General features: G+C 56.9%; 8 protein-coding genes and 3 tRNA genes. 4 read left to right on the top strand and 7 right to left on the bottom strand.

From position 1 onward, the window contains the following. Positions 1-198 precede the first annotated feature (198 nt). A tRNA-Arg gene (locus AAEZ08_RS10295) sits at positions 199-275 on the bottom strand. Between the two features lie 280 nt (positions 276-555). Here AAEZ08_RS10295 and AAEZ08_RS10300 point away from each other — a divergent pair. From AAEZ08_RS10300 to AAEZ08_RS10310, 3 genes are all read left to right on the top strand, one after another. Beyond that, complete coding sequence (locus AAEZ08_RS10300; protein WP_003279635.1) at positions 556-768, top strand: hypothetical protein; 213 nt, start codon at positions 556-558, stop codon at positions 766-768. 43 nt (positions 769-811) lie between these two features. Next, positions 812-997 (top strand): PA3371 family protein, encoded by a 186-nt coding sequence (locus tag AAEZ08_RS10305; RefSeq protein WP_483031898.1) that lies wholly within the window; start codon positions 812-814, stop codon positions 995-997. A gap of 223 nt (positions 998-1,220) precedes the next feature. Continuing rightward, a complete protein-coding gene (locus AAEZ08_RS10310) occupies positions 1,221-1,547 on the top strand; it encodes an Arc family DNA-binding protein (protein ID WP_058064152.1) in 327 nt (108 codons plus the stop codon). A gap of 371 nt (positions 1,548-1,918) precedes the next feature. Here AAEZ08_RS10310 and AAEZ08_RS10315 read toward each other — a convergent pair whose 3' ends face one another. The 4 genes from AAEZ08_RS10315 to mgtE form a co-directional block, all read right to left on the bottom strand. Then, positions 1,919-3,055 carry a sodium ion-translocating decarboxylase subunit beta gene (locus AAEZ08_RS10315; RefSeq protein ID WP_003285256.1) on the bottom strand — a complete coding sequence of 379 codons (1,137 nt, stop codon included), beginning with the start codon at positions 3,053-3,055 and terminating at the stop codon, positions 1,919-1,921. A gap of 10 nt (positions 3,056-3,065) precedes the next feature. Further along, on the bottom strand, positions 3,066-4,850 hold the full coding sequence (gene oadA, locus AAEZ08_RS10320) for a sodium-extruding oxaloacetate decarboxylase subunit alpha (RefSeq protein WP_500124222.1): 1,785 nt from the start codon (positions 4,848-4,850) through the stop codon (positions 3,066-3,068). A gap of 22 nt (positions 4,851-4,872) precedes the next feature. Continuing rightward, entirely contained in the window at positions 4,873-5,115 is a 243-nt protein-coding gene (locus tag AAEZ08_RS10325) for an OadG family protein (RefSeq protein WP_058064150.1), read from the bottom strand. Between the two features lie 140 nt (positions 5,116-5,255). After that, positions 5,256-6,686: a magnesium transporter gene (gene mgtE / locus AAEZ08_RS10330; protein ID WP_003285252.1), complete on the bottom strand. Its 1,431-nt coding sequence runs from the start codon at positions 6,684-6,686 to the stop codon at positions 5,256-5,258. Between the two features lie 347 nt (positions 6,687-7,033). Between mgtE and AAEZ08_RS10335 the strand changes: the two genes are divergently transcribed. Continuing rightward, a complete protein-coding gene (locus AAEZ08_RS10335) occupies positions 7,034-7,513 on the top strand; it encodes a DUF4124 domain-containing protein (protein ID WP_102821430.1) in 480 nt (159 codons plus the stop codon). Positions 7,514-7,567: 54 nt separating this feature from the next. On the opposite strand, the gene AAEZ08_RS10340 is transcribed toward AAEZ08_RS10335, so the two are convergent. After that, positions 7,568-7,644, bottom strand: a tRNA-Arg gene (locus tag AAEZ08_RS10340). Positions 7,645-7,715: 71 nt separating this feature from the next. Then, a tRNA-Arg gene (locus AAEZ08_RS10345) sits at positions 7,716-7,792 on the bottom strand.

Raw genomic sequence — 7,792 nt, forward strand, 5'->3', positions numbered from 1 at the left:
TTCGATGCATGCGCTGGGCGCGCGCAGGGGGCAAGACCTGGAGAAATCAAGAGCAGACTGCCCGCACGACCCTCACGAGCTGAAGACTGTGAGTCTCTAGGGATTCGACAACGCAAGGGATTGCCGAAGCGTGGATATTCGGCGGCAGACGGGTGTAGCACCGAAGAAGGCCACCTCGGCCGCAGTTCGCGAGCCGCGTGGCGTCCCAGAGTGGGTTCGAACCACCAACCTTCCCCTTAGGAGGGGGATGCTCTATCCAATTGAGCTACTGGGACTTATTGCGCGGCGCGCATGTTAACGAGCCACGGGGAGTTTGTCATGCCTGGCGATGTTACATCCTAGCTTCAGGCGCTGGGACCATAGCTAAGTGGATAAGTGCGCAATCATCTCATTGCAAATTGCACGGTCGCCCAAGGGCATCCGTGCAAAGCGCAAGCCACTCGCCAAGCTTAGACTCACTAACTTATTGATTTAAAACGAATAATCTATAAAAAGAAGTTGGCACAACAGCTGCAATATGAGAACTAACCTAACGTGACGCGAAGGATCACGCTCATGATCAAGCCGGTTTCTCTCCTCAGCACTGGACTCGCGTTTGCCGCATTGACTGCACTGCAGTTCTCCTCGGCCGAAACGCAATCACTCCAGTACGAGCCATCACCACAGCTGACGATCCAGCACACTAGCGCTGTCCAGAACGTCCACACCACTACGCTTAGCACAACAGATACCAGCACTTTGTCTCAACCGCAGCGCTGGGTCTTCTAAGGATCGGATTTATAGCGGATCGTTCCGCAAAGGAGTTATACCCATGTCGAGAATCGCATTTTCTTTGCTCTTACTCACCGCCGCTTGCGCATACGGCGCCTTCCTCAGCCCGCATGAAAGCGACACGCTGAGCGCAATCTCCAAGGCAGGGGTCGTCATTTTCGGCCTGTTCTTCCTGTTCAGCATGATGGTTGGACGAAAGATAAAATTCGATCCGGTGCTGCGCTAGAGCTTTTTCTTCCTGGAGTAACGGGCCTGATCAGGGACTGCATCACAGTAAAGGCACTTTGATAGCACGGCATCTTTACTATTTTCAGCATCGTCGTACAATTGGCGCCAGCAAGCCGTCCTCATATTTTTCTCTTGAGGGCGGAACAGTAGGTACTGGTGGTTGTCAGACCGGTGACTACCCCGGCAATACGCCAGCACGCCCACTTGACTACCGGTTAATTATGCGCCCTATGAAACAGGCAGTTTACTCCAGCCGTACGGCTGACAAATTTGTGGTTCGACTTCCCGACGGTATGCGCGAGCGCATCGCTGAAGTGGCGCGTAACCACCATCGCAGCATGAACTCGGAGATCATCGCGAGACTTGAGCAAAGCCTATTGCAGGAAGGCGCTCTGGATGATGATCTGAGTATGCGCCTAGATAGTCCGGAGCTGTCGCTACATGAACGCGAGCTCCTTCAGCGCTTTCGCCAACTTGCCCATCGTCAGCAAAACGCGTTGATCGCACTGATTGCGCAAGACACTGAGCTGGCAAAAGAGGATAGCTGATCCTCACGCTAGGACCCTGCCCACAGGGTCCTAAGCCACCTTCTACTGACGCCTTAGAGCGCCAGATCGCTGGCTAACAAGCCTATAGCCAGCTTTGTTACAGCCCCCTCCAAACAGCACTCAATCGGCTCTGCTCAAGCTCGCCTTGCGCGTTGGCCCGCGCCGTAGATTCTTCCTGCTCCACCGCCTCGCCGACAACCACAGCCCACAAAGTACACCTAGCATTTCTTTTGAGGGAGTCGGTCTTGGCCTGGAAAAAGCGGTTTGATCAAAGGCCTCAAGCGCAGAGCAAAAAAGCCGCAGAGGCCATTGACCACTGCGGCGGCAGAGAGCGCCAGGCGCACCGTTAGCAGCGCCTCGCAATACGATAGCTAGCCTACAAAGTTAAGGAGTACCCCTGCAGCTACAGCGGATCCGATGACCCCCGCCACATTCGGCCCCATTGCGTGCATCAGCAGGAAGTTCTGCGGATTGGCCTCCAGACCAACCTTGTTTGAGACACGGGCCGCCATGGGCACTGCCGAGACACCTGCCGACCCAATCAGCGGGTTGATCTTGTTCTGACTGAAGCGGTTCATAACTTTGGCCATGATAATTCCAGCCGCGGTACCGCCACAGAAGGCAACCATACCAAGCACCAAAATCCCAAGGGTTTTCATCTGCAGAAAAGCATCTGCTGACAACTTTGAACCCACCGTCAAACCCAACGCGATGGTGACAATGTTGATCAGGGCATTACGCGAAGTGTCCGCCAGTCGATCGACTACTCCACACTCACGCAACAGGTTACCAAACGCAAACATGCCTATCAGCGGCGCGGCATCAGGCAACAGCATGCCCACAAGAAGGCAGAGCACCAGTGGAAAGACGATCTTTTCGATCTGACCAACATGACGCAGCTGGGTCATTACGATTGCCCGCTCCTCCTTGGTGGTTAGTGCCCGCATGATCGGCGGCTGGATTAGCGGCACCAGTGCCATGTAGGAGTACGCCGCCACGGCGATAGGGCCAAGCAGCTCCGGTGCGAGCTTGGACGTCACGAAAATCGACGTCGGACCGTCCGCACCGCCAATGATGGCGATTGAAGCCGCTTCACGCAGCGTGAACTCCATTCCCGGAATTCCTGCAGCGGTGAGCGCCAGCGCACCAAGCAATGTGGCAAAGATGCCAAATTGGGCAGCTGCGCCGAGCAGCAGGGTCTTGGGATTAGCGAGCATCGGACCAAAGTCCGTCATTGCGCCAACTCCCATGAAGATCAAAAGCGGGAAAACACTGGTCGGCAGGCCTACCTCATAGAACAGATGCAGGATTCCCGCACCTTCTGCCATGTTGGCCACTGGAATGTTCGCCAGGATGCCGCCGAAACCGATGGGTATCAGCAGCAATGGCTCAAACCCTTTGCGGATGGCCAGATAGATCAGCCCGAGGCAGATGACAATCATCAACGCCTGGCCCGGCTCCAGATGATAAAGCCCGGTTCCCTGCCACAGCTTGAGCAACTTTTCCATGCAACTCCCCTTAAGCGATGCTCAGCAGGCTGTCGCCGACCGAGACCGCGTCGCCAACCTTGACGTTGACCGAAGCGACGGTGCCGGCCTTGAACGCGCGAATCTCGGTCTCCATCTTCATGGCTTCGAGGATCATCACAAGGTCGCCTTCCTGAACCAGTTGCCCGGGCTGCACCAGCACCTTGAAGATGTTGCCCGCCAACGGCGCCGCTTGCGTTTCTCCACCGGCCGGCACAGCCGCTCCTGCGTCAGCTGCTACAGGCGCTACAGCATCGCCTCCCAGGGATTTGATACCTTCGATGTCACCACCATCGGAAACCTGCACGACAAATGACTTGCCGTTGACTTCGACGGTGTATACCTCCGGCTTCCCGGCTTCACGCGCAGGAAAATCATTTCCGCTCGGTGCCGGCTCGAATGCTGCTGCGTTGCCGCGGTTCTCGAGAAACTTCAAACCGATCTGAGGGAACAATGCATAGGTCAGCACATCATCGATCGAGTCTACGGCCAGCTTGATACCCTTCTCCTGTGCAATTCCATTCAACTCGCTGGTCAGACGATCCATTTCCGGCTGCAACAGATCCGCAGGACGGCAGGTGATCAGCTCGGCACCATCCAACACACGCGCCTGCAGCTCCGTATTGAATGGCGCAGGCGCCGCGCCATACTCACCCTTGAGCACGCCTGCCGTCTCCTTGGTGATCGACTTATAGCGCTCACCCATCAGCACATTGATTACCGCTTGAGTGCCCACGATCTGCGAGGTTGGTGTCACGAGAGGGATGAAGCCAAGGTCTTCACGAACACGCGGGATTTCCGCTAAGACGTCGTCGAACTTGTCCAGGGCGCCCTGCTCTTTCAGCTGGCCCTCCATATTGGTCAGCATGCCACCAGGCACCTGAGCCACGAGAATGCGGGAATCGACCCCGCGCAGCGTTCCCTCGAACTTCGCGTACTTCTTGCGCACCTCCCGGAAGTACGCCGCGATCTCTTCCAGCAACTCCAGATCCAGACCGGTATCGCGCTCTGTCCCCTGGAAAATCGCCACCACGGACTCAGTCGGCGAATGGCCATAGGTCATCGACAGGGAGGATATTGCGGTATCCACATTGTCGATTCCGGCTTCGACAGCTTTCAGGATCGCGGCCGTAGACAATCCAGCAGTGGCATGACACTGCATATGGATCGGAATGGCGAGGCTACTCTTCAATCTCGACACCAGCTCAAACGCCATGTAGGGCGTGAGAATTCCGGCCATGTCTTTGATCGCTACCGAATCGGCACCCATGTCTTCGATACGCTTGGCCAGATCGACCCACATTTCGAGCGTGTGCACCGGACTGGTGGTGTACGAGATAGTGCCCTGCGCATGCTTGGCTTGCTGCTTGACGGCACGAAGCGCGGTCTCGAGGTTACGTGGATCGTTCATCGCGTCAAACACGCGGAACACATCCACACCATTGACGGCCGCTCGCTCAACGAATTTTTCCACCACGTCATCCGCGTAGTGGCGATAGCCCAGCAGATTCTGACCACGCAGCAACATCTGCTGGCGCGTGTTGGGCATCGCTTTCTTGAGTTCGCGAATGCGCTCCCAGGGGTCTTCCCCCAAATAGCGAATGCATGCATCGAAGGTCGCGCCCCCCCAGCTCTCCACCGACCAGAAACCTACCTGGTCGAGTTTTCCTGCGATGGGCAACATGTCTTCCAGACGGACACGGGTGGCCAGGATGGATTGGTGCGCATCACGCAGCACCACATCGGTTATGCCGAGCGGCTGTTTAGCAATGGTCATGGAAGGAACTCCCTTTCCAGAGTCAACCGCGTCGCGCGCGGTGTTGATGAATCGCGGCCTGGATGGCTGCAAGAGTATCCGCATCTGTCGCGACGCTTGTGGCGGGCGCAGCCACTACCCTAGGCATCGGCGCGCTAACAAAGCGACCGGTCAGGTAGGACATCAGGCGAATGCAAAGGATCAACAGAATAAGGAAAACGAAGACGGAACCGATGCCGAATAGCATGAGTTCGACACCTTCGAGCAGGAGTTGGCTGGAGGTCATCGGGGGTTCCCTTGTCAGCAGCTCAAGCCGCTTGTTATTCGCTGCGTTAGTTCGGACTCGTTTCGCGACACGCGAAACGGCCGAACCTTAGCCCGAAACAACGAAACAAGGCAAACCCCAATAAGGCGCGAAAACTGCCGTTACAGGAGAAAAATAGTCGCTAAACCAAGGAAAATGAAGAAACCGCCGCTATCAGTCATAGCGGTGATCATTACGCTTGCGCCTAATGCCGGATCGCGACCCAGCCGCGTCAGCGTCATTGGAATCAGCACTCCCATGAGGGCCGCCAGCAAAAGATTCAGGGTCATCGCTGTAGTCATCACCAGGCCCAGAGACCAGCTGCCGTACAGCCACCAGGCCACAGCGCCAATGACGCCGCCCCACACAACGCCATTGACCAGCCCCACACCGACCTCCTTGCGTAGCAGGCGGGCTGTATTACCGGTCCCTACCTGATCCAGCGCCATTGCGCGCACGATCATGGTGATGGTCTGGTTACCCGAGTTACCGCCAATGCCTGCGACAATTGGCATCAGGGCTGCCAGCGCTACAAGCTTCTCGATCGACCCATCGAACAGGCCAATTACCCGTGAAGCAATGAACGCGGTGACCAGATTTACAGCCAGCCAGGCCCAGCGGTTGCGGACGGATTTCCAGACCGAGGCAAAGATATCCTCCTCCTCACGCAGACCGGCCATATTGAGGACTTCGCTCTCGCTCTCCTCGCGAATCAGGTCGACCATTTCATCAATGGTCAGACGGCCGATCAGTTTGCCGCTCTTGTCGACAACCGGCGTAGAGACCAAGTCATAACGCTCGAAAGCCTGAGCCGCCTCGTAAGCATCTTCGTCGGGATGAAATGTCACCGGATCACTGGCCATAACCTCCGCGACCTGCTTGTCCGGATCGTTCACCAGCAGGCGCTTGATCGGCAGGACCCCCTTGAGAACACCGTCATAATCGACAACAAAGAGCTTATCGGTATGCCCAGGTAGCTCTTTGAGGCGCCGAAGATAGCGCAGTACCACCTCCAGACTGACATCCTCACGAATGGTCACCATCTCGAAGTCCATCAGGGCGCCGACCTGATCCTCCTCATAGGACAGCGCCGAGCGCACCCGCTCGCGCTGCTGCGCATCGAGGCTTTCCATCAGTTCGTGAACGACGTCGCGCGGTAGCTCAGGCGCCAGGTCGGCCAGCTCGTCGGCGTCCATCTCCTTGGCCGCAGCGAGCAGCTCGTGATCGTCCATGTCGGCGATCAGCGTTTCTCGAACGGCGTCGGATACTTCAAGAAGGATGTCGCCGTCTCGGTCAGCCTTAACGAGCTGCCAGACAGTCAAGCGCTCATCAAGCGGCAATGCTTCGAGGATGTGAGCGACATCCGCAGGGTGTAGCTCTTCGAGCTTGCGCTGCAGCTCGACGAGGATCAGCTTCTGGTCTTCATTGTCACCCAGAACCACCTGCTGGCCGTCTTCTTCACCCAGTCGATGATGGCGTTGCAGCAGTTCGACCACCTGCGCCAAACGGTCCTGCAGGGTTTCTTGTGGCTTTTTTGCTTCTACTTCTGTCATGGCGCACTCCACCCCCGGCCGGGAGCGCGCCAGGGGAAATCAATCAATCAGTACGTGATCGGTAACCGGGAAACGTGAACGACTACTGGGTAAGTCCATAAGGAAAGGTTGTTCCACAAACCCTCGGGGGCAGATTGGCAATCATAACATCGCGCCGGCGAGCTAAACGCGCTCAACTGCCGCCATCACAGCCACTTGCAGAGCACACACAGGGAAAATCGCAGCCCGTCCGGCCAAAGCCGATCCGACAATCTGTCGACGTCTTCACGCTGCGACAAGACACGCATGGATCGAGCAGTTTTATTGAGTAGCCTGAGCAGGCAGTTGTTCAGTCACGGAGGACAAGAATGAAAGCACTATTTGTTTGTTCAAGCCTGCTGCTATTGGCAAATCCCGCATTTTCGGCAAACGTATTTCGCTGCGTCGACGAGCAGGGACACGTTACTTTCAGTCAGCAGGGCTGCCCAGCAGAGCAAAGTCAGCAACGCCAGCGGGCAAGCAACCCGACGCCCAGCTCGGGGAAAGCAGTCCCCATGGCCTCCCCTACAGCGAGCAGAGCCACGCGCAAGCGCAGCGATGAGCTGGCCATTGTTGCGGAGAAAGATGATGGCTGCGGCAACAAGGTGACCGGCAGCGACCGCCGCAGCGCAATCATTGGCCGGAATATCCGCTCCGGAATGACCCGAAGTGATGTTGAGAGCGCACTGGGTAAACCGGAGAGCATCACCAGCAGCAACGGCCGAGACCGTCTGCGTTTCCGCGACAGCAGCGGGCAGGTACGCACCGTCAGTTTCGACGAGCACGGCTGCGTACTGGGCAGGCGCTAGCTAGCGTAGCGGAAACGAAAAAAGGGCCTGCATCGCTGCAGGCCCTTTCTTGTTTGGCGCACTCAGGAGGATTCGAACCTCCGACCGCTCGGTTCGTAGCCGAGTACTCTATCCAGCTGAGCTATGAGTGCGTAAGCGCTTGGTAGACCAGATCACCGCTGGTTACTTGAACGATCCGCATCACTGTGAATCGTTCGAAATGTGGCGCACTCAGGAGGATTCGAACCTCCGACCGCTCGGTTCGTAGCCGAGTACTCTATCCAGCTGAGCTATGAGTGC

This window comes from Pseudomonas sp. E45-MNA-CIBAN-0222 (assembly GCF_040310405.1).
Classification (GTDB): domain Bacteria; phylum Pseudomonadota; class Gammaproteobacteria; order Pseudomonadales; family Pseudomonadaceae; genus Stutzerimonas; species Stutzerimonas stutzeri_AC.

Bases quoted from the DNA above. Each gene is read 5' to 3' on its own strand.
- AAEZ08_RS10300 (WP_003279635.1), top strand. From the start codon at position 556: ATGATCAAGCCGGTTTCTCTCCTCAGCACTGGACTCGCGTTTGCCGCA.
- AAEZ08_RS10305 (WP_483031898.1), top strand. From the start codon at position 812: ATGTCGAGAATCGCATTTTCTTTGCTCTTACTCACCGCCGCTTGCGCA.
- AAEZ08_RS10310 (WP_058064152.1), top strand. From the start codon at position 1,221: ATGCGCCCTATGAAACAGGCAGTTTACTCCAGCCGTACGGCTGACAAA.
- AAEZ08_RS10315 (WP_003285256.1), bottom strand. From the start codon at position 3,055: ATGGAAAAGTTGCTCAAGCTGTGGCAGGGAACCGGGCTTTATCATCTG.
- oadA (WP_500124222.1), bottom strand. From the start codon at position 4,850: ATGACCATTGCTAAACAGCCGCTCGGCATAACCGATGTGGTGCTGCGT.
- AAEZ08_RS10325 (WP_058064150.1), bottom strand. From the start codon at position 5,115: ATGACCTCCAGCCAACTCCTGCTCGAAGGTGTCGAACTCATGCTATTC.
- mgtE (WP_003285252.1), bottom strand. From the start codon at position 6,686: ATGACAGAAGTAGAAGCAAAAAAGCCACAAGAAACCCTGCAGGACCGT.
- AAEZ08_RS10335 (WP_102821430.1), top strand. From the start codon at position 7,034: ATGAAAGCACTATTTGTTTGTTCAAGCCTGCTGCTATTGGCAAATCCC.